An 18152-nucleotide genomic window follows, 5' to 3' on the forward strand; every position below is an offset into this window, starting at 1 on the left:
AACGCAGGGATCTACGCGCTTGGGCTCACCCTACGCTGCACATGCCTCGAGCACCGTGGGCGAGTGACCGGTAGCAGGGTGAGACTCGATGGTCGCTTTGCTGCCTAAAGTTGGGACTCGATTGGGAGATGGCGGACCAGGATCGCCAGGATGCGGCGGAAAATCCCCGCTTCAGGTTCGTGAGAATAATTTTGGGACCTGCCTTCGTCGCATCCATGCCAGTGGAGCGCGTTGTTTTTCAGTTCGAGCCGATAACTCGCTTCCGGTGATATCTCTGCCTGGAACCTGCGCCGCAGTTCAGCGACCAATTCCTCATCCTCAAAAAGCACTCCCATTTCCGAGTTCAACGACACCGACCGCGGATCAAAATTGAAGGAGCCGACGAAACCGGTCTTGTCATCGACGCTGAAAGCCTTCGTGTGCAGGCTGGCGCCCTTGGACCCAAATACCGAGATCGCCTGCCGCCGGCTGAAGGGCTGAAGCTCAAAAATCTTGACGCCGTTCCTGAGCAATCGCTTGCGATAATTTGCATAGGCGCCGTGGACCGCTGCGACATCAGTGGCTGCCAATGAATTGGTCAGAACCGCAACTTCAACGCCGTTGCTGACGAGGTCCGACAAGATTGCGGAACCCTTTTTGCCAGGAATGAAATAGGGAGACACAATTTCCAGGCAATTGCGCGCTGACTGAATGATCGGAAGCAATTCCTTCAACAGCCAACTGCGACGTCTCCAGCCGCGCACTTTCTCTGGAGGGTCGGAAATCACTCGAACACGTTCCACCCAGTGCACATCGTTGCCGGCCGCAATGAACTCAGCGACGGTCCCATGGTCGCCGATCCCGTTCAAAAGTTTTGACTCGGTTTCAGCATCGCTTCCTCCAAACAATTCGGCCTGCGTGGTCGCAGCGGCTGGACCGAGCGCGCCAATTGGTTTTGCGTCCTGGCACGTCCAGAAAGCCTTGAAAATCTCGGCGGTTTGCTGGACGGCGGGGCCGAGGAGGAGAACGTCGAGGTCGCGGAAATTTGTTTCTGCCGCATCAAAGTAGGCATCGCCGACATTGCGCCCCCCGACAATGGCGATGTCGTCGTCGGCTATCCACGCCTTGTTGTGCATCCTGCGCGTCAATGCAAAAAGCCGCAGGAGAACTTCCATGCTGCGTACAATGCCGCGTGCTCTGACGCCGCTCGGATTGAACAGCTTCAGCTCGATGTTTGGATGGCTGCTCAACGCCAGATATGCAGAATCACTTTTGCGCGGGTTGACGTCATCAAGCAGCATTCGCACGCGCACGCCCCGCTGAGCGGCCCGGAAAACTTCCTGCAGAAGCAAGCGGCCGGTGTGGTCGTCATGCCAGAGGTAGTACATGAGATCGAGAGTGCGAACCGCGCTTCTTGCCGCCAACACACGCGCGGCGAAGGCATCATAGTTGTCTGAGATGAGCAGCAAGCCGCTCTTGCCGGTTTTGATATTGTCGTCCCGTGTTCGGGCGATGCAGACATCCATAAATTGGCGACCTTTGACGGCGGTCGAAGCCGCTAGAAATAGCCAGCGCTTCAGAGTTCAAACTGATCCACTACCGCGTTGCCAACCCATTGACTCATTTCGGCTCGCTCTTGATTGCCGCAACGAGAGCCTGGACCTGCTGGCCATGTTGTGTGGCAATCTTCAACAGGGTCACGGCCGTTTCGTGGGGTGTCCATCCCTGCGCCTGTGAGGCAGTTACCAAAGCAGCAAATGCGGTCTCCAGTGCGACTTCACAATTGATCTCCCGATCCGGGCTACCCTCTGGCAATATTGGCGGTTCAACAGTCTGGGTCATGTCGGCTTTGCGCTACCTCCTGAGGCCAAAAAAGCTCAGAACGGCAAGGACGACGACGACGAGCCCGACGAGATAGATAATGCTGTGCACGGTTCGATCTCCTCAAAATGATTTGGCAGACCAAGCTCTCTTGCCCGGTCTTTGAGGATTTGGTGGCAACCCTCGCACCGAGTGAACACTTGGAACTGTCTAATGTTCCAATGCCCATGCCGCCTTTTCCAGATGCGAAGGTTTTCCTCGCCGGACAGATGCGCCGAGCAGCCCGTGCTTGAGCCAGTACGTGGTCTTCCGTTTCTGCCCTCGCTGAAGATGGCTCGCGCAATCAAAAGCTAATTTAGCAAATCGATGGATCGAAAAAACAAATCGCGCATTTATCACCGGGCTCAATGTCGGGCCGCTGGAGGACAACTCATGAAAAAGACATTGCTCATATTGAGCCTTATCATTCCGCTCGCAGCATGCTCGCGCACCGAGCAGGGCGCTGCAGTCGGTGGTCTGGGCGGAGCGGCAATTGGTGCCGCCGTAGCCGGTGATCCCGTGAAAGGCGCGATCGTTGGCGGTGCCGCTGGAGCCATCGCGGGCGCGGTGATCGGGCATGCCAGTGAAGCCGGTCAGTGCCGCTACAGAGATCGCAATGGGCGTGTCTACATCGCACGGTGTCCCGACGGATATTGATACTATCGAGCCGTGTGATCCCGTCAGCGGGATCACACGGCTCAAAGCTCGGCCGTTTGTCTTGGCTGCCGACAGGCACCACATGATCCCAGTCAGAAAGCTGCGGTCTAAGGCTTCCTGTTTTTCAGCATCCGCGCTTCCCGCAAAAGCGATGCCCAATTGAGCCCGAGGAAGTCGATCAGCTCACGGGCCTGTGCTTCGGTGATGCCGGTCTCGCTAGCCAGACGACGAGCCATGCCGTCCGTCGCAGCCGGTGGCCTTCCTTGCTCGTCAACCATCTGTCGGATGTCCCTTCCTGTGACCCAACGGCCCGCGAGGTGGATGGTTCCTGCCGCCCGCCCAGCCCAACAGGCTCCGGCCATCTACACAGCGTTTTGAGAAAGTCCGAACGGCGAGGACATCGTGGAACCTCCCTCTTCGGACGACGTTTGGCCTTGTGTGAAACGAAGGAGACCCTGTGTCATGGACTGGAACCGCGTCGAAGGAAACTGGAAGCAGGTCAAGGGTAAGATCAAGGAACAATGGGGCAAACTCACTGACGATGATCTTGATCGAATCGCCGGTAAACGCGATCAGCTCGAAGGCAAGATCCAGGAGCGTTACGGCATCGAGAAGGATCGAGCCCGTCGCGATATCGATGACTGGTATGGCCGGCAGGGGTGGTAGGTTCGAATTCTCCGACCCGCGCAAGCGCGACTGATCATAACGCCCGTCGCTCCATTCACGGCAGCGACGGGCCGTCCTTAGGGGATAGCTTGTCGCCTAATAGAGCGCGCAGAAAGGGACGTAGCTGCGCCGATCTGAAAGCAAAGGGGAACCGACCTGCAAGTCTGTTGTTGTCCTTCACACACCGGAGATAGCACCATGGCAAAGGACCAGATCAAATCCCAGGCGAAGGATCTTTTGCGCGTGCACAACGGCGACAAAAAGAAGGCCGCCGAAAGGGCAAAGAATTTCAAAGCCAAGGGATAGCGGTGCAGGCGGTGCTGGACGGCAAAGCAAAGGCAGATCAGGCGAGAGGTACTATGCCGCACTGGCGGCGCCCAACGACATCTGTTGAACGCGGGATTGATTAAGGCGCGCACAGTGGCTTCGAAGGCGGAAGGGAAACAGCAGCCGACCGGAACGAAGCCCTCACTCATCGATGGGGAAGCGGCCAGTCGTGCTGCATCAACCACAGAAGGCAGCAAAGCCACCCTGCGATCGGAGCCTAGAGGCCGTGGACGCGATGCTGCCTGGCCATCACAGATCCCGGCGCTGGGCTGGAAGGATATCTTCTGGCGGCTGTGGGAAGAATTCAACAAGGACCGGGTCCTGCTGGTCGCGGCAGGCGCGACCTTCTATCTATTGCTCGCCCTGTTTCCGGCGCTGGCGGCCTTCATTTCGATCTATGGTTTCGTCGCGGATCCTGTCACGGTCGCGGATCATGTCGCCTATCTGGGCGGTTTGCTGCCATCGGGCGGGCTCGATCTTATTCGCGACCAATTGCAGGCCCTGGCCAAGCAGAAACCGGGTGCTCTCGGAACCGGCTTCTTCATCGGCCTTGGCATCGCGCTATGGAGCGCCAACAGCGGCATGAAGGCGCTCTTCGACGCCATGAACATAGCTTATGAAGAGCGCGAGAAACGCAGCTTCATCACCCTCAACCTGATGTCGATCCTGTTTACGGTCGGAGCCTTGCTGATTGGCATCGTGCTGTTGCTAACCGTGGGCGTCGTTCCGGCATTGTTGCGCTATTTCTACCTTGATGCCTGGACCGAAGCGCTTGTTGCGGCGTCCCGATGGCCGATCCTGGTTTGCACCACGCTGACCGGCATTTCCCTGCTCTATCGCTTCGGGCCGAGTCGGGAGTATGCCAAGTGGCGATGGCTGAGTTGGGGAGCCTTGATCGCGACCACTGTCTGGATCGGGGCATCGTGGCTCTTCTCGTTCTATCTGCAGCATTTCGCCAACTACAACGCCACGTACGGATCGCTTGGCGCGGTGGTCGGCTTGATGATGTGGACTTGGATTTCAGTCATCATCCTTATTGCCGGCGCCGCCATCAACGCGGAGATGGAACATCAGACGGCCGTCGACTCGACCACGGGCCCTGCCCTGCCCATGGGCAAGCGCGGTGCGGTTGTCGCCGACACATTGGGCAAGACTGCGGATTGATGGTCTGACGATCCCATCTGTCGCCGTTCTTGCGACGCAGCCTGAAATCACACGGTGCCAGAAGCGACACGCCGGCAATCACCTCAAGCGAATGACTTCCAAGGGTCCGCCATGCGCCATTGGCGCACCCGAAAATAGTTTGGACTGAACAGCGAGGTCTAAGTTTCGCTGCCTGGAAAATGGGCTTCAGCCTCATTCGGCTCAGACAGGTTCACCTGGAAAAGGCAGACCAGTCCCGACCTTTCGAAAGTCAGCACCACGCGTCCCGCGGAATCGGAGTCGAATATGCGCTCCAGGAGCTGGGTTCCAAACCCCTTGCGCTCGACAGGGCCGACGGTCGGGCCACCAGTCTCTCGCCATTCGAGTTCAAGTTGGCGTTGCTGTTTTTGACCAACAAGCTTCCAGCATAGCGAAACCCTGCCGTTTGCATTCGACAGCGCCCCATATTTGATCGCATTTGTCGTAAGTTCATGAAGTGCTAGAGCACATGAAAGGGCGACGTTGGGCGGAAGCCAAACCTTGCCTCCGCTGATTTGAAATCGTTCGATCGGAGCGTGTGGCTTGATCGAGGCTGTGACCAGATCATGGAGATCGGCGCCGCTCCAGTTCTTCTGCGTCAGGATATCGTGCGCCTTCGCCAGCGAGATGAGCCGGTCGGACAGGACCCGTCCTGCCTCGGGCAAAGTGGTTGCGTTGCGGATCGTCTGGCTGGCGATTGCCTGGACCACCGAAAGCGTGTTCTTGACGCGGTGGTTGAGTTCGTTGACCAGCAATTTGCGATGCTCTTCGCCGCGTCTGCGGTCGGTTATATCAAGGCTGATCTGCACGGCACCAATTATGCTGCCGCCCGGGTTGCGGATCGGACGCGCGCTCGAGAGCAGAAAGCGCTCCACGCCAGACGGAAGCGTATAGGCGAATTCTTCGTTGTCTGTCAGCTCTCCACGCATGGCCCGGCTCAGAGGCCGGTCCTCTCGGCTCACCGTATGCCCGTCCTTGACCGCAACGGTGTTGATCACGAGGTCGGGCGCGCCAAACGATTTGCGGGCGTCGGTCGGCAAACCCATGAGTTCCGCCGCGAAGCGATTGCGAATGACCTGGAGGGCTTGGGGGTCATAGGTGAACCAGACCGCTGCCGGCACCGTCTCCAGTACTGTCTCCAATTCATACCGGCGCTCGGCGATGGCGCGCTCGGCGTCTACCAGCGCCTGCGCAATGGCGCCGAACTCCGCAACCGTGGTGGACATGGGCTCAACTGCGCGGCCCTGACCAAGCGCCTCAGCGCGGGCAGCTAGGTCGGTGGTCGCTCCAGTGAAGCGCTTTCCCACGACGTAGCCGAGAGCGATCGACACAAGAAGCGCCAGCAGGCCGATCCCGCAAATTGCCGCGAGCGAGCGCCATAGCGGCGCCTGCACCTCGGAAAGCGGTACGTTGGCGGTATAGAACCAATCGGAAAAGGAGGATCGGTAGTAGCCCGCCAGCAGCGTGGTGCCCTCGAAGTTGCGGGATGTGAAGCTGCCGGAGCGGCCAACGATTTTTTCCAGATATTCCGGCAATCCAGGCTTGCCGCTCATCTCCTGATGCGACCTGGAACGTGCCACGTAACTTCCGTGGCGATCTCCAACACCAACCGTCCACCCCTCGAGAACAGCAGGCATCAACACATCCCGGATGCGCGCGGTCGGGATGGAAATCGAAAGGACCAGATCTTCGCCCGTCGGCGCCGGCACCCGTATGGCAACGGCTATGCGGTAGTTTTTGGAATCCTTGCTGGCAAAGACGTCGCTGACGAAAATGCCGGACGCTCTGAGTTTCTCCAGATCCCCTGCCGGCATCGGTTCGACCGGCGGCAGAACTTCACCGTGCCCGATCCCTGTATTCAACAACTGATTGCGACCTAAATCGCGCAGGACGATGATCCGGTCCGTCCCTTCGACCAGGCTGAGCGCCTCGCCGCGAAAGGTTTCCAGATCGCCATTGGCCAGAGCAGGCGATTTCGACAGACCGTTGAGAGTCGTTTGAAGATTGGCTAGTTCGCCCTCGACAACGAGCGAAACCTGCCGGGCGGTTTGGCGAGCGTCCTGTTCGAAGCGGGACCGCTCATGCACAGCATATTGGACCAGCAGATAGGCCGCGAAGAGCCAGACCGGTATCACCGCGGCCGCGATCAGACCAAGCAGGTGCGATCGAGCTGATCGACGAGGCAAAATGCTGTTTCCCCTGCCGCCTCAGAAAACCTGGCCAACCATAATCGCAAGCCGGTGAACAGCAAGCAATAGTTCAAGCTAGGGCGGCCGCGGCAGTCGAGAGAAATTCGACCCGCCGACAGCGAGCTGATCCCGACAAATAGTGCGTCGGACCGGCTCCTCGGGTTGCGTGAGAATTATCCTTTGGGGCCGGTTCGCGTCGAAGCCGAATTTTTTATGGAGGATCGGCCTTTCGGAATTTCATTCCTGTCTAAGTCTATAACATTAGTGGACTTTAATCCTCAGCCCCTCGCTCAGGGCTGGCAATCGAAGCTGTGCCCTCTGTTCCAAAGGATTAAGATACCATGCGAAAACTGATTTCCGCTGCCCTTGTTGGGCTTGCCCTGGCGGCCAGCTCCGCCGCAGCGCTTGCCGCCGACAAGAAAGTCGTCATCGCCTACCAGACGGGTGCCAATCCGTACAATCTCGGCATTGCCAATGGCGATCTTGCCAAGAAGACCGGCTGGGACATCGAATTCCGCCGCTTCAATTCAGGCGCCGACATCTTTGCCGCCATCGCATCCGGCGACGTTCAGATCGGCGATGTCGGATCGAGCCCGTTCGCCGCCGCCGTCAGCAGGGGCATCGACGTGAAGGCGTTCTACATCTCCTCGGTCTCTCGTGACGGCGAAGCCCTGGTGGTGCGGCCCGAGATCAAGTCGCCGGCCGACTTGCGGGGCAAGAAGCTCGCCGCAGCACCCGTCTCGACTGACCATTACCAGCTTCTCGCCGTACTCAAGCAGGAAGGTATCACGGAGAAGGAAACCCAGGTCATCGCCATTCCTCAGCCCGAAATCGTCGCGGCCTGGAAGCGCGGTGACATCGATGGCGCCTTCGTCTGGGATCCGGCACTCTCCGAACTCAAGAAGAACGGCAAGGTCCTGCTCACAGCCGGCCAGGTCGCTGATCGTGGGGCTCCGACCTTCAGCGCACTTGTCGTGACCGGCGATTTTGCCAAGGCCAATCCCGACTTCCTCGGCCAGTATGTCCGGCTGATCGACGGCTACACAACGTCATACCTGACCAACCCAGCTTCCTGGGGACCGGACTCCGAGAGCGCCAAGGCGATCGCCAAATTGCAGGGTGGCACGGCGGCCGAGAATTCGGAGCAGTTGAAGACGACGGTGGTTCCGCTACTCGATGAACAGGCTTCCGACAAATGGCTGGGCGGTGGCGACAAGAGTGCTGTCGCGAAAATCCTCAAGGACACTGCGGGCTTCCTGAAGGACCAGAAGAAGATCACCGCCATCAAGGACAGCTACGCCTCAGCCGCCGATCCGCAATATGCGCAGGCCGCCAAGGCTTCCAACTAAAAATCATTGAACGACATTCGGCTCTGGCTGGCGGCAATCTCGCCAGCCAAACTGCCTGGAGGCCACCATGCTTCGAATTCGCGACGCCAGCGTCACCTTTCCAGCTTCCGACGGCCAGGACGTTCACGCGCTCGATCACGTCTCGCTCGACATTGCACCTGATTCCATTGTCGTCGCCGTTGGTGCTTCCGGATGCGGCAAGTCGACATTGCTCAACGCGATCGCCGGCTTCCTGCCGCTCACCGAGGGCACGATCACACTGGATGGAAAGGAGATCGTCGCACCCGGCGGCGATCGTGGTGTCGTTTTCCAGAAGGATACCTTGTTGCCCTGGGCCAATGTGCTGGACAACGTTGCTCTCGGCCTGAAATACCGGGGCGTGCGGCGCAGTGAACGCCATGAGCGATCGAGGCGTCTGCTGGAACTGGTCGGGCTCGCCGATTTCGCCGAAAAGCCGCCCTATGAACTGTCCGGCGGCATGCGCCAGCGCGTCGGCATCGCGCGAGCCCTGGCCACCGATCCGAAGATCCTGCTGATGGATGAGCCGTTCGGCGCCCTCGACAGCCTGACGCGCGAGACAATGCAGCAGCTTCTGGCCTCGGTCTGGGCCAAGACTGGCAAGCAGATCCTGTTCATCACCCATTCCATCGAGGAAGCCCTCACGCTCGGCACGACCATCGTTGTGATGTCGCCTCGGCCTGGCCGTATCGTTGCCCGGTTCGAGGCCGATTTCGTCCGCGAGTTTGCCAGGAGCGGCGACATCGGGCCGATCCAGTCCCACCCGCGTTTCATTGAACTGCGTCAGGAAATCCGCTCGCTGATCCACCAGCCGGAAGGCGCCCGCACAGGAACCTTGCAATGACGCTTGCCGCCAATTCCCCGACTTCGTTCCCACCTTCGACGACCCAGCGCAGGCCGTCCCTCCAGCCACGCCGATTCGCGTCGACAGGCACGCTCGGCATAAGCCTGGTCACACTGGCTGCACTGATCGCGTTGTGGTTCATCGCCGCGCGCTTTGGCTGGGCGTCGCCGCTGTTCCTGCCGTCGCCGGCCGAGGTGCTGACCCAATTCAGCGCCGTCTGGGCCGACGGCTATGCCAACGGCACGCTTCTCGACCACACACTGGCAAGCCTGGGCCGCATCGCCGCGGCGCTCGGCGTCGGCATTTTCCTTGGCATTCCGCTCGGCCTGCTGATGGGCCTCAATCGCTGGGTCAAGGGCATCTTCAGCGTGCCGATCGATCTCTACTGGGGGTTGCCGCCGCTGGCCTACCTGCCGCTGCTGATCATCTGGCTGGGCATCGGCGAGACTTCCAAGATCGTGCTCCTGTCGCTGTCAACCTTTGCCCCAATCTGCTTTGCCGCACAGGCTGGTGTCCGGTCAGTGCCGGCTGAACGCATCAACGCCGCGCTGTCGCTCGGCGCCAGCCGGCTGCAACTGTTCACCAGCATCATCCTGCCGTCCGCATTGCCGGAAATCATGACCGGCTTGAAGATTGCCATCGGTGCCGGATTGTCGACGTTGGTCGCGGCCGAGCTTATCGCGGCCCAGTCAGGCCTTGGCTACATGATCATGTCGGCCGCCAATTTCCTCGCCACCGACGTCGTCTTCGTCGGCCTCATCGTCATCGCCATCCTTGCCTTTGCCTTCACCAGCGGCATGCGCTGGCTGGAGCACCGTCTCATCCCCTGGAAGGGCAAGCTCTGACGCTTGCCTGCCCACACATTCCCCGTCGCTGAAGGAACAATCCGATGCCCAGCAAGCCGCTCGACCTCTACTGGTACCTGCCGACGCATGGCGATGGACCGTATCTCGGCACCGACGAGCGGCACCGGCCGGCAACCTTCGGCTATCTCAAGGAGATCGCCCAGGCCGCCGACCGGCTTGGCTTCAAGGGCGTGCTGCTGCCCACCGGGACGCGGTGTGAGGACGCCTGGATCGTGGCGGCCGGGCTGATCCCGCTTACCGAGCGGCTGAAGTTCCTCGTCGCGCTTCGGCCGGGCAGCGGAACGCCGGCCCTGTTTGCCCGTCATGCCGCCACCCTGGACCGCATCTCCGGCGGCCGCATCCTGCTCAATGTCGTCACCGGTGCGGATCCAGCCGACCTCGCCGGCGACGGCAACAAGCTCAGCCATGACGAGCGCTATGCGCAAACCGACGAGTTCCTGACCATTTGGCGGCGGATACTTTCGGGTGAGCCAGCGGATTTCGAGGGCAAGTACCTTTCTGCCCACGGCACCGACATTTCCTTCCCGCCGGTTCAGCAACCCCATCCGCCACTCTGGTTCGGAGGCTCTTCCGACGCCGGCATTGCGATCGCCGCCAAGCATGTGGACGCCTATCTGAGCTGGGGCGAACCGGTGGACCAGCTTGCCGAGAAGATCGATCGCGTGAGGAAAGCAACGGCTGCACAAGGCCGCACGATCCGTTTCGGCCTTCGCATTCATCTGATCGTACGCGAAACGGAGGATGAGGCCTGGGCTGCCGCTGACCGGCTGATCAGCCACGTCACCGACGACCTGATCGCCGAAGCCCAGAACGGATTTATCCACATCTCGGAATCCGTTGGGCAGAAGCGCATGTCGGCACTTCATCAGGGCCGGCGCGACCGGCTGGTTGTCGGCCCGAATCTGTGGGCTGGACCTGGGCTGGTGCGTGGCGGCGCGGGAACGGCGCTGGTCGGCAATCCCGACAATGTTGCAGCGCGCATACGCGAGTATCAGGACATCGGCATCGAAACGATCATCGCGTCCGGCTACCCGCACCTGGAAGAGGCGTTCAACGTCGCCGAACTGCTTTTCCCCAAACTCGGGTTGAGTGGCGAAGCCGCACCTTTGGAGCGTAGCTGGGACGTCGAGTTCGGACGCGGTGTGCCTTCCAAGGTCGCGGCATCCGCATCGTAACGTCCTGTCTGCTCCGCGCTCAGAAAAGCCACACTACTGGTAACATCGAAGGACTGAGGTAGGACCGGCAGCAGACCGGCAGCTTGGGGGAATGTAGCATCCCAGTGGACAGTCCGCATCTTGCGGACTCCGTCCCGCGGTGGGACATCCGTCAACTCGCAGGCGAATGGCCCGCATTTGCCAAACCTGCCAAAGTCGAAATTTCGACCCCGCGACCCCTTCCAGACCTTGACGAAAATTGGTGCGCCTGTTTGAGACCGGGGCAATGGGGATATTTGCTCCATGGGGAGAAGAGCAAGCGGTGGGCAAGCTGGTGAAGCGCGTTTTTCGATTGCTTGCCGCGATGATCATGGCGTCCGGGGTGTCCGGCTGCACAAGCATTTCCTACTACGCGCAGTCGTTGGAAGGTCATGTGCAGATCATGGCGGCGCGCGAAAATGTTGGAAAACTGATCCATGATCCTTCGACGCCCGAGGCATTGCGCGCCAAGCTGACGTCGGCGAGCGCCATACGACGGTTTGCCACAGATGAACTGGCACTGCCCGACAACAGCAGCTACCGCAGCTATGTTGACATCGGTCGGGACGCTGTGACCTGGGCCGTTTTTGCGGCGCCACAATTCTCCCTGACGCCACGAACCTGGTGCTTTCCGGTTTTCGGCTGCGTTCCGTACCGGGGTTACTTTGCTCGGAAATCCGCGACTGACACCGCTGTCGAGCTTCATCGACAGGGGCTGGACGTCTATGTCACAGGCATCACCGCCTATTCCACACTGGGCTGGTCCAGTGACCCGCTGCTAAGCACCATGCTTCGTCAGGATGACACGTATCTCGCAAGCCTTGTCTTTCATGAGCTGGCGCATCAGCGCATCTATGTGAATGACGATTCCGCATTCAATGAGGCTTTCGCGGTTGCCGTCGAAACCACCGGCGTAAGGAAATGGCTGCGCGCTGCTGGCGATCGCGCCGGATTGCGCCGCTACGAAGCCGATCGCAAGCGCCGTGCCGATTTTCTTGGACTGCTGTCGAAAACGCGGGACGAGTTGGGGCAGGTCTATGCAAGTCCCCGTACCCCGGAGCAGATGGCGGCTGCCAAGGCAGCCACGATCGACAAGCTCCGGACGCGCTACAGGCAAATGCGCGACAGGCGCTGGGGCGGATACCGGGGGTACGACGCGTGGTTCGATGCCCCGATCAACAACGCAAAGCTCGCCGCGACCACTGTCTATGGCGAACAGGTTCCGGCGTTTCTTCGCTTGTTCGATCTGTGTTCCGGCGACTATCCAAGGTTCTACGCTTCTGTTCGGCGGATCGCGGATTTGCACAAACCTTCCCGTGCCGAAGCGCTTGAGGCTGCGGCCACGTGTGATTGACTTGATCGCCCATCAAGGACATCCACGATGCCCGCACAATCCGCGATGCAGAGCCGATCCAGGCATTGTTCGCCGCACGACTAGATAAGGCAGATACGGTGAAGCGTTCTGGGCGACACCCCAGGCACGGCGCCCCTGGAACAAGGGTCCAAACTTTTAGAGTAAGGGCGAGACACTAGGCAGCCGAAGGCGCCCCAACTGAGGCGGGGATTTTTGGGACGACACATACCATGAAGCGCTATTTTCCGATTGCACTCGCTGGGCCTGAACTTGCCAAATGACACTATATGCGCGAAACTTGTTATGTGCGGAACTTGGTTTTCGAAGAGCCGCTCATAGGGCGGATGCGGGAATGGCGTTGTTGTCCGCACCACCACCGTCACGACCGGGCGATCAAGGATAACGGCGAGCAAGCGGGGTTCCAATCAATGGCATATGTCGCGTCTTGGCGGAATCCTCGCGTAAGAGCAGCTTTTGCTGCCATTGCGTTATCGCAGTTTGCGGCCATCGCGCATTCCAGCGAGGGATCATTTGATGACTTTCCCTTCTTGGTGCATTGCGAGGTTAGCGGTCTGCATCGTGCTTTCTATTTGTCCACAATTAGCCAAGACGGGGTTGCCGTCTATATTTCGCCGGACAGGCTGGCCGGCACCATAACTGTAAGAGGCAAGGCCGATCCGGTGGGCGCAGACGGGTCGGGAAGTTGCGCAGGAAAAACACTTGAGCAACTACGATCGACGGGTCAAGCATATGACTTGCAACACTGATTTTTGAGGAATGCTGTCGGCGCAATTCCACCTTCAAATGCGAACTTTTCGCCGCCTGTTGGTTCGGTCACACATTTCCGCCAGATCCCGTTTGTCAAACGGCTTCCAAAACTGCCCCCCGATCGGCGTCCAATTTTGATCCCCTTTATGTAGTGCGGAGCGGTCAACGTTCGCCCGGGCGGACCTGGTCAGGGTTGCGCAGCCCCGGCGAGCGCGGATTGCGCTTGGCAGCTGATTGGGTGATCAGGCGCGGTTCTTGAAGCGCCAGGACTCGTTGCCGGTCTCGATGATCTCGCAATGATGGGTGAGACGGTCGAGGAGCGCTGTCGTCATCTTGGCGTCGCCGAAGACGGCGGGCCATTCTCCGAAGCTCAAGCAGTTCCGCCGTGTCGCAACCCGCTACGACAAGCTGCTGGCCAACTTCATGGGCTTCTTCGTTAAACGCGCCGCTATCGCTATCTGGCTCAGATAGTTAAATCGTTACTGCGACCTAGGGTTGAAACGAAATAGTGCCTTTTTTGTCACATCGTTTGGGCAATGTCGTCTCGACTGATTTCGTTGCGGCCGATTTCGATTGTGGTGACTAAGCGCGAGCGTAAATCTCGCACTTGGAAAGGGTGTGACTCATCTTTTCGGAGGCCGGTAGATCCACGGCACCCACTTTGAAGCCGGAGGTTGAAAATGAACATCAAGAGCCTTCTTCTCAGCTCCGCTGCGGCTCTAATCGCTGTTTCCGGTGCGCGCGCCGCCGACGCCGTCGTCGTCGCCGAGCCGGAACCCGCTGAATACGTCAAGATCTGCGACGTCTACGGCGTTGGCTACTTCTACATCCCCGGCACCGAAACCTGCCTGCGCATCGGCGGCTATGTCCGCTACGACATCGGCATCGGTGACACCGGCTCGTTCGACGGTGCGAAATCTGCGGATCATCAGGATGGAGATGACAACAGCACGTACTTCAAGAACACCCGCTTCACGCTGAAGACCTGGACCGGCCAGGAAACCGAACTCGGTACCTTGAAGACCTACACCGAGACCCGCTTCAAATTCGGTAATTCCAACGGCTTCGGTGACGAGTTCGGCAACGAGGCTCACAATAAGGACCTCGAGCTGAACTTCGCCTGGATCCAGCTCGGTGGTCTGCGCGTCGGCAAGGACGAATCGGCCTTCGATACGTTCATCGGCTACGCCGGCAACGTCCTCCAGGATACGCTGGTTCCCTACGGCGTTTTCGATACCAACGTCATCCAGTACTACTTCGACGCTGGCAACGGCTTCTCAGCCGTCGTCTCGCTCGAAGAAGGCTATGGCGCCTACACGATCGACAGCTACGTTCCGCATGTCGTCGGCGGTGTGAAGTGGACGCAGGGCTGGGGCGCCATCACCGGTGTCGTCGCTTATGACAGCAACTACGAAGAAGTCGCCTTCAAGGCCCGCTTGGACGTGAACGTGTCTGACGCTCTGCAACTGTGGGTCATGGCCGGCTACGGCACCGACGACAACCTCAGCGACACGACCTTGGCTTTCCCGGCCAACGGTCGCGGTTTCTACAAGCAGTGGGGCGGCAACTGGGCAGTGTGGGGCGGTGGCACCTACAAGTTCAACGAGAAGACCTCGTTCAACCTTCAGGTGTCTGCTGACGACTGGAAGAACCTCGGCGTTGCAGCGAACGTCGCTTATAACGTTGTTCCCGGCTTCACGGTCACGGCCGAAGTCGACTATCTCCATGCAGGCCGGTTTGGCGATGTTGACTTTGTCAACCCCGCGTTTACGCCTGCCGACAAGGAGAACAGCGTCGGTGGTATGCTCCGCTTCCAGCGCGACTTCTAACAGGTCTCGCTTCGGCGAAACCGAAACCCGGCGGGTTGCCGCCGGGTTTTCTTGTCCACAACAGAGTCTGCTCGGCGCGATTTGACGTCCAAGCTTAGCATTCTCTCTGCTTCTCTATTCCGCAGCTGCGTCAGAGAATGATTGTGGCATGAAGCAGCCGTGATTTGCCGCCTCAAAAATCAATAGTTATGGTGGGCCCGGAGGGTCAGCGTTTTCTACACAAAATCAATACGTTAGCGGATGGTTCGCCAAGCCGTTTCCTTCGTATTCTCTCGTATGGTCTGGCGAACCTAAGGACGATGAACGCGACTAATTACAGGCTTCGAGATATCGTCGATGTAGCCGCAGGTCGTCAGGAACTGCCTGGTGATGAATGACCGAAATGGGGCCGTAACCGGACTGGCCGCTGAGTCACGGTTCAGTTCAAAAGCTGCCGTGTGGACGCGCTCCACAGACTGAAGGGTCGAAGAGACAAGCGATGAATGGCCAAGCACGCTGACTTTGGCCGACTTCAACGTCCCAGGAGGTTCTTCTCGACGGTTCTAAGGTGGATCAACATCGCCGTCTTGGAGCCGTCGGGATCGCGACGCAGCAACGCATCCAGGAGGGCCTGATGCTCATCGCAATACACCTGACGGCGCTCTTCGGAGAATGACCGCTTCTTCATCTCGAACCAAGGCGACTGGTTTCGGATCGCACGCATGAGGTTATGAATCTCCTTCAAAAAATCATTGCGGCAGCATGCGAAGACGCGATGATGGAATTCCGCGTCCCAATGCTCGAATGTGGGCATGTCTTGCGACTCGCAGGCGGTCTTATGTGCTTCGCGCACTGCATTTAGCTCGGCCGCACTCGCATTCGTCGCTGCAAAAGCAGCGGCGGCCGGTTCCAGCAATTGCCTGATCTCCATCATATCGGCCGGGCTGGTGCCTTCCATTCGCGCAACCATCGAGGCAATCGACAGGGGATTTGTCGCGGTTAGAAATGTCCCGCGGCCGACGTGGCGAACAACCGTCCCATCGCCCTCCAGGAAACCAACGGCTCGCCGCACGGTGTTGCGCGCCACCCCAAACTCGACCGCCAGGTCACGCTCAGGAGGCATCCGCCCGTCCTCAAGCCATTCGCCGGATGAAATCCGCTTCTTGAGCATCAAGGCAATATCGTTCGCTACGAGCTTCGGCATATCAAGCTTCTATCTGATCCAATTGTGGACCATTAGTATCAGTCAATGGGCGTTCGGTCTAGTCGCCAGAGGCCGAAAAACGACCTTTTCAGTCAGAAACGCAAAGATTCTTGCGCTCAACCCATTGCCAAGCCCAACCAATCGTGGCAATTTTGTCTTCAAAGGCCGCATATTGGCTCATAAAAGGTTCAGGGAGAGAGGCATGAAAATTGCGACATTCGCGATTGCCGGAGAGCGTCGCGTCGGCAACGTCGATCTCGACAAGCAGACTGTTTCGCCTTTCGACTTACCCGTCGAGCAGGCAAAGACAGGTCTTTTGGCCCTGATCCGTCGCAATGGCGCGGGGATACCTCGAACTCTTTCGCCGATACCGCTCGCACAGGTCGAGATAGAAGCGCCAATCCCGCTGCCGGCTCGCAACATCTTCTGTGTGGGCAAGAACTACCACGAGCATGCCCACGAATTTTCCCGCAGCGGGTTCGATTCAAGCGCTGCCGCGGGAACCATCCCGAAGTACCCGATCATCTTCACCAAGGTTCCGGAGTCGGTGATACCGACCAACACCAATGTACTGATCGACTCCTCCGTGTCGACGGCCATCGACTATGAGGCTGAGCTTGCCGTCATCATCGGCAAAGGCGGTCGCGGAATATCAAAGGAAGACGCTTACGATCACGTGTGGGGTTACACAATCGTCAACGACGTCACCGCGCGCGATCTGCAGGGCAAATACAGCCAGTGGCTGATAGGCAAGTCCCAGGACACGTTTTGCCCCATGGGGCCTTGGGCCATAACCAAGGACGAACTCGACCTCGATAATGCTTCTGTCCGCTGTTTCGTCAATGACGACCTGCGCCAGAACTCGAAGATTTCGCTGCTCATATTCGATATTCCGACGATCATCTCGACGCTGTCGCAAGGCATCACACTCAACCCTGGCGACATCATCGCAACGGGAACCCCAGCAGGCGTCGGCATCGGGTTTGATCCGCCTAGATACTTGAAAGCCGGCGACGTTGTCCGCGTCGAGATCGATGGCATCGGTTCCCTAGAGAACCGGTTTGCGGAGCGTGCGCAATGACAACAGTGACGATCGGACCGATCGTAGCCGAAGTCACCGGAGAAGGCATGCCGGTGGTGATGATCCATGGCCTTGGCGGAACGTCGAACATGTTCCAGCCGCAAATGGCGGCACTCTCGGCCTATCGTATAGTCCGGCTCGATCTTCCGGGTTCTGGACGCTCGCCAAGGCCGTTTGAGCCGCTGACAATGGAAATCATGAGTGAGGCTGTTACCCGCGCCATGGACGGCATGGGAGTAACGCGGGCACATTTCGTTGGCCATTCGATGGGCACCATCGTCTGTCAGCAGATAGCTGCCAAGCAGCCCTTGCTGGTCGCTTCGCTGTCCTTGTTCGGGGCTTTGGCGGAGCCTGCGGAAGCGACACGGCTAGGCCTTGCTAAGCGTGCGCAGCTGGCCAGGTCGGGCGGCATTGCTGACATTGCCGATCAGATCGTCGCCAACGCGCTCTCGGCGCATACGCGAGAAGCGTCGCCTGCGGCGATTGCCTTCGTGCGCGAGTCGATAACGCGGCAGGATCCCGAATCCTATGCACGCACTTGCGAGGCGCTGGCGAAGGCGGTCGCCGTCGACCTCAGGCGGATTGCGGCCCCGACATTGTTGGTCACAGGCGACGCCGACACGGTCAATCCCCTGAGCGTCGGGCAGTCGCTTGCCGATGGGATCAAGGGAGCCGTAATCTCATCACTCGATCGGTGCGGACACTGGGCTACCGTTGAGTGCCCCCGCGAAAGCAGCCAGAAGCTCGCCGATTTTTTGCGACGCGTTGATAGGTGAGGACCTGAACAGCGCGTAAAACTGCGCGTTC

The 18152-nt window shown here is 59.2% G+C and carries 16 protein-coding genes and 2 pseudogenes; 12 read left to right on the plus strand and 6 right to left on the minus strand.

The annotated features are described in order from the left end of the window. Window positions 1-104: 104 nt before the first annotated feature. Window positions 105-1505 carry a phospholipase D-like domain-containing protein gene (locus AC1D2G_RS15405; RefSeq protein ID WP_477415004.1) on the minus strand — a complete coding sequence of 467 codons (1401 nt, stop codon included), beginning with the start codon at window positions 1503-1505 and terminating at the stop codon, window positions 105-107. 94 nt (window positions 1506-1599) lie between these two features. After that, window positions 1600-1821, minus strand: a complete 222-nt coding sequence (locus AC1D2G_RS15410; RefSeq protein ID WP_095091060.1) for a hypothetical protein — start codon at window positions 1819-1821, stop codon at window positions 1600-1602. A gap of 411 nt (window positions 1822-2232) precedes the next feature. On the opposite strand from AC1D2G_RS15410, the gene AC1D2G_RS15415 reads away from it, so the two are divergent. Continuing rightward, entirely contained in the window at window positions 2233-2496 is a 264-nt protein-coding gene (locus tag AC1D2G_RS15415; RefSeq protein ID WP_095091059.1) for a YMGG-like glycine zipper-containing protein, read from the plus strand. 107 nt (window positions 2497-2603) lie between these two features. On the opposite strand, the gene AC1D2G_RS15420 is transcribed toward AC1D2G_RS15415, so the two are convergent. Then, the gene (locus tag AC1D2G_RS15420) at window positions 2604-2774 is read right to left on the minus strand and encodes a hypothetical protein (RefSeq protein ID WP_477282740.1); all 171 of its coding nucleotides are present in this window, start codon (window positions 2772-2774) and stop codon (window positions 2604-2606) included. Window positions 2775-2958: 184 nt separating this feature from the next. Between AC1D2G_RS15420 and AC1D2G_RS15425 the strand changes: the two genes are divergently transcribed. Together AC1D2G_RS15425 and AC1D2G_RS15430 are read left to right on the plus strand one after the other, a co-directional pair. Then, window positions 2959-3162: a CsbD family protein gene (locus AC1D2G_RS15425; RefSeq protein ID WP_095091057.1), complete on the plus strand. Its 204-nt coding sequence runs from the start codon at window positions 2959-2961 to the stop codon at window positions 3160-3162. Window positions 3163-3636: 474 nt separating this feature from the next. Beyond that, window positions 3637-4653 carry a YihY/virulence factor BrkB family protein gene (locus AC1D2G_RS15430; RefSeq protein WP_477415152.1) on the plus strand — a complete coding sequence of 339 codons (1017 nt, stop codon included), beginning with the start codon at window positions 3637-3639 and terminating at the stop codon, window positions 4651-4653. A gap of 158 nt (window positions 4654-4811) precedes the next feature. Here the strand turns inward: AC1D2G_RS15430 and AC1D2G_RS15435 are convergent, their stop codons facing one another. Then, complete coding sequence (locus AC1D2G_RS15435) at window positions 4812-6857, minus strand: sensor histidine kinase (RefSeq protein WP_477415006.1); 2046 nt, start codon at window positions 6855-6857, stop codon at window positions 4812-4814. Window positions 6858-7201: 344 nt separating this feature from the next. Here AC1D2G_RS15435 and tauA point away from each other — a divergent pair, with 344 nt between their 5' ends. The 5 genes from tauA (at window position 7202) to AC1D2G_RS15460 (ending at window position 12484) form a co-directional block, all read left to right on the plus strand. Then, window positions 7202-8209: a taurine ABC transporter substrate-binding protein gene (tauA, locus tag AC1D2G_RS15440; RefSeq protein ID WP_477415008.1), complete on the plus strand. Its 1008-nt coding sequence runs from the start codon at window positions 7202-7204 to the stop codon at window positions 8207-8209. Window positions 8210-8276: 67 nt separating this feature from the next. Further along, entirely contained in the window at window positions 8277-9071 is a 795-nt protein-coding gene (locus AC1D2G_RS15445; protein WP_477308026.1) for a taurine ABC transporter ATP-binding protein, read from the plus strand. Next, entirely contained in the window at window positions 9068-9916 is an 849-nt protein-coding gene (locus AC1D2G_RS15450) for an ABC transporter permease subunit (RefSeq protein ID WP_477415010.1), read from the plus strand. The genes AC1D2G_RS15445 and AC1D2G_RS15450 overlap by 4 nt, the downstream gene beginning before the upstream one ends. Window positions 9917-9960: 44 nt before the next feature. Beyond that, on the plus strand, window positions 9961-11112 hold the full coding sequence (gene ssuD, locus AC1D2G_RS15455; RefSeq protein ID WP_477308030.1) for an FMNH2-dependent alkanesulfonate monooxygenase: 1152 nt from the start codon (window positions 9961-9963) through the stop codon (window positions 11110-11112). Window positions 11113-11461: 349 nt separating this feature from the next. Next, window positions 11462-12484 carry an aminopeptidase gene (locus AC1D2G_RS15460; RefSeq protein ID WP_477415154.1) on the plus strand — a complete coding sequence of 341 codons (1023 nt, stop codon included), beginning with the start codon at window positions 11462-11464 and terminating at the stop codon, window positions 12482-12484. A 1010-nt stretch (window positions 12485-13494) separates the two neighbouring features. Here the strand turns inward: AC1D2G_RS15460 and AC1D2G_RS15465 are convergent. Continuing rightward, window positions 13495-13626: pseudogene (locus tag AC1D2G_RS15465) on the minus strand (ATP-binding protein); the annotation flags it as partial. Here AC1D2G_RS15465 and AC1D2G_RS15470 point away from each other — a divergent pair. Then, window positions 13619-13723, plus strand: a pseudogene (locus AC1D2G_RS15470) (IS5/IS1182 family transposase); the annotation flags it as partial. The pseudogenes AC1D2G_RS15465 and AC1D2G_RS15470 sit on opposite strands and share 8 nt — an antisense overlap. A 209-nt stretch (window positions 13724-13932) precedes the next feature. Beyond that, window positions 13933-15081 carry a porin gene (locus AC1D2G_RS15475; RefSeq protein WP_477308032.1) on the plus strand — a complete coding sequence of 383 codons (1149 nt, stop codon included), beginning with the start codon at window positions 13933-13935 and terminating at the stop codon, window positions 15079-15081. Between the two features lie 511 nt (window positions 15082-15592). On the opposite strand, the gene AC1D2G_RS15480 is transcribed toward AC1D2G_RS15475, so the two are convergent. Then, window positions 15593-16264 carry a FadR/GntR family transcriptional regulator gene (locus AC1D2G_RS15480; protein WP_477224610.1) on the minus strand — a complete coding sequence of 224 codons (672 nt, stop codon included), beginning with the start codon at window positions 16262-16264 and terminating at the stop codon, window positions 15593-15595. Between AC1D2G_RS15480 and AC1D2G_RS15485 the strand changes: the two genes are divergently transcribed. Together AC1D2G_RS15485 and AC1D2G_RS15490 are read left to right on the plus strand one after the other, a co-directional pair. Next, on the plus strand, window positions 16224-17345 hold the full coding sequence (locus AC1D2G_RS15485) for a fumarylacetoacetate hydrolase family protein (protein WP_477415012.1): 1122 nt from the start codon (window positions 16224-16226) through the stop codon (window positions 17343-17345). The genes AC1D2G_RS15480 and AC1D2G_RS15485 overlap by 41 nt on opposite strands. Further along, complete coding sequence (locus tag AC1D2G_RS15490) at window positions 17342-18121, plus strand: alpha/beta fold hydrolase (RefSeq protein WP_477415013.1); 780 nt, start codon at window positions 17342-17344, stop codon at window positions 18119-18121. The genes AC1D2G_RS15485 and AC1D2G_RS15490 overlap by 4 nt, the downstream gene beginning before the upstream one ends. Window positions 18122-18152: the final 31 nt, after the last annotated feature.

The sequence above is a fragment of the Mesorhizobium sp. P2_C7 genome, assembly GCF_056404515.1.

Excerpts from the sequence above, each read along its gene's own strand:
- AC1D2G_RS15405 (WP_477415004.1), bottom strand. The coding sequence starts at position 1,505 with ATGGATGTCTGCATCGCCCGAACACGGGACGACAATATCAAAACCGGC.
- AC1D2G_RS15410 (WP_095091060.1), bottom strand. The coding sequence starts at position 1,821 with ATGACCCAGACTGTTGAACCGCCAATATTGCCAGAGGGTAGCCCGGAT.
- AC1D2G_RS15415 (WP_095091059.1), top strand. The coding sequence starts at position 2,233 with ATGAAAAAGACATTGCTCATATTGAGCCTTATCATTCCGCTCGCAGCA.
- AC1D2G_RS15420 (WP_477282740.1), bottom strand. The coding sequence starts at position 2,774 with ATGGTTGACGAGCAAGGAAGGCCACCGGCTGCGACGGACGGCATGGCT.
- AC1D2G_RS15425 (WP_095091057.1), top strand. The coding sequence starts at position 2,959 with ATGGACTGGAACCGCGTCGAAGGAAACTGGAAGCAGGTCAAGGGTAAG.
- tauA (WP_477415008.1), top strand. The coding sequence starts at position 7,202 with ATGCGAAAACTGATTTCCGCTGCCCTTGTTGGGCTTGCCCTGGCGGCC.
- AC1D2G_RS15445 (WP_477308026.1), top strand. The coding sequence starts at position 8,277 with ATGCTTCGAATTCGCGACGCCAGCGTCACCTTTCCAGCTTCCGACGGC.
- AC1D2G_RS15450 (WP_477415010.1), top strand. The coding sequence starts at position 9,068 with ATGACGCTTGCCGCCAATTCCCCGACTTCGTTCCCACCTTCGACGACC.
- ssuD (WP_477308030.1), top strand. The coding sequence starts at position 9,961 with ATGCCCAGCAAGCCGCTCGACCTCTACTGGTACCTGCCGACGCATGGC.
- AC1D2G_RS15460 (WP_477415154.1), top strand. The coding sequence starts at position 11,462 with ATGGCGTCCGGGGTGTCCGGCTGCACAAGCATTTCCTACTACGCGCAG.
- AC1D2G_RS15475 (WP_477308032.1), top strand. The coding sequence starts at position 13,933 with ATGAACATCAAGAGCCTTCTTCTCAGCTCCGCTGCGGCTCTAATCGCT.
- AC1D2G_RS15480 (WP_477224610.1), bottom strand. The coding sequence starts at position 16,264 with ATGCCGAAGCTCGTAGCGAACGATATTGCCTTGATGCTCAAGAAGCGG.
- AC1D2G_RS15490 (WP_477415013.1), top strand. The coding sequence starts at position 17,342 with ATGACAACAGTGACGATCGGACCGATCGTAGCCGAAGTCACCGGAGAA.